General features: G+C 37.4%; 2 protein-coding genes. One reads left to right on the plus strand and one right to left on the minus strand.

Annotation, left to right across the window (positions count from 1 at the left end):
• Window positions 1-345: hypothetical protein (locus ACFIKG_RS09210; protein ID WP_375652189.1), on the minus strand; the 345-nt coding region annotated here is incomplete at its 3' end.
• Between the two features lie 75 nt (window positions 346-420).
• Here ACFIKG_RS09210 and ACFIKG_RS09215 point away from each other — a divergent pair.
• Complete coding sequence (locus ACFIKG_RS09215) at window positions 421-1,098, plus strand: hypothetical protein (protein WP_273788725.1); 678 nt, start codon at window positions 421-423, stop codon at window positions 1,096-1,098.
• Window positions 1,099-1,360 lie beyond the last annotated feature (262 nt).

The following is a 1,360-nucleotide window of genomic DNA, read 5'->3' on the forward strand; positions in this document are numbered from 1 at the left end:
CCCCTTGCCTGTCGTCGCTTTCTTAATCGTACTTACTGGTATCCCCTCATACGGTATCTGATGCTGTTCACACCACGCCGTTAACGTTGCTAACAAACCACCGTAAACATGCGCTGCATCGGTTCCAACATGACGCCTCACCTCCTCAAAATAAACCGCGTCAATGTTACCTGCTGTCTGCTTTATTTCTGATAGCCATTGTTTAAAACGCAAGTAACGCATTCCACCGCCTTCAAAACGGCGCGATTGAAAATTCACGGTACCACTGAATATGTCACCACTTGCACCACGTATCGCCCACCCCGTCTTCGTCCCTAGATCAAAACAAAGAATCGTGTTATTCACCGCACCTCTCCATACAAAACGTGTTTTATAGAAGTGTTTTTTTCCGAAAATGAAGGAAAGAAGGATGTATGAGAAATGGATAAAGATACTATTGCTATTATAATTAGCATAGCATCATTTGTGCTAACACTCTTGGGAATATGGCTAAATGATAGAAACCGAAAACAAGATTTACAAAGAGCTAGTAAAATTCGAGAAGAAGATTTATGCAATGTAGAAGAGCAATTAGACCATCTAAAAAGCCAATCTGAAACCGCAAAAGAACACGTCTCTATTTTATGGGAGGAAAAACAAATACGAGACTTAGGTCCAAAGCTAAAAGCTACTATACAAGCAAAACCATACGCATATAGGATCGATAAACGTCTCCTTATTGAAATACATGTAATCATAAAAAATCCTACAGAACGAATAGTCAAAGTAAACAATTTTCGGATACCTCATGAAAGTCCATTTGCATTTGTTACAGGTAGTTATTTTACTTCTACTACTATAGGATGTTTAATCCCTGTAGATGAAAAGTGCATGGTTTTTAACAACACTTCTCCAGCAGATTTAAAGTCGCAGGATATATGCGATTGTTTTAATCTAAAGGGAGATAAAGAAATATGCTTTACTTTCACAGTTCGCCACCTAAAACCAGATATCGAAAGTGTGGTAATCTTTATCATAGAACACACTTCATCAAATCATCCAGAAAAAGTTCTTGAAACAAAATGTTGGTCAGAATTTTTACTACCTTTTGAAGAATAGACATCATTAGGAGAAGCTAATATTTTGAGCATGCCGTCTTTCATACGTATTATTTCATCTTTTTCATCTAGTTCTTTTCTAAGCTCTGTTTGTCGTTTACAAGAAGACCAGAGTAGGTAACATAAATAAAAATTACACATCGTACAAATAACAGCTGATCCCAATACATATGTCGACATTCTATACCTCACTTACCCTTCTTCTTACTCTTCTTATTCTTATGAGGCGGCGCTTTTACTGCTTCATCACGCTGTTTAAGCTC

It is taken from the genome of Bartonella sp. LB28NMGDW, from assembly GCF_042194435.1.
Classification (GTDB): Bacteria; Pseudomonadota; Alphaproteobacteria; order Rhizobiales; family Rhizobiaceae; genus Bartonella; species Bartonella grahamii.

Bases quoted from the DNA above. Each gene is read 5' to 3' on its own strand.
- ACFIKG_RS09215 (WP_273788725.1), top strand. From the start codon at position 421: ATGGATAAAGATACTATTGCTATTATAATTAGCATAGCATCATTTGTG.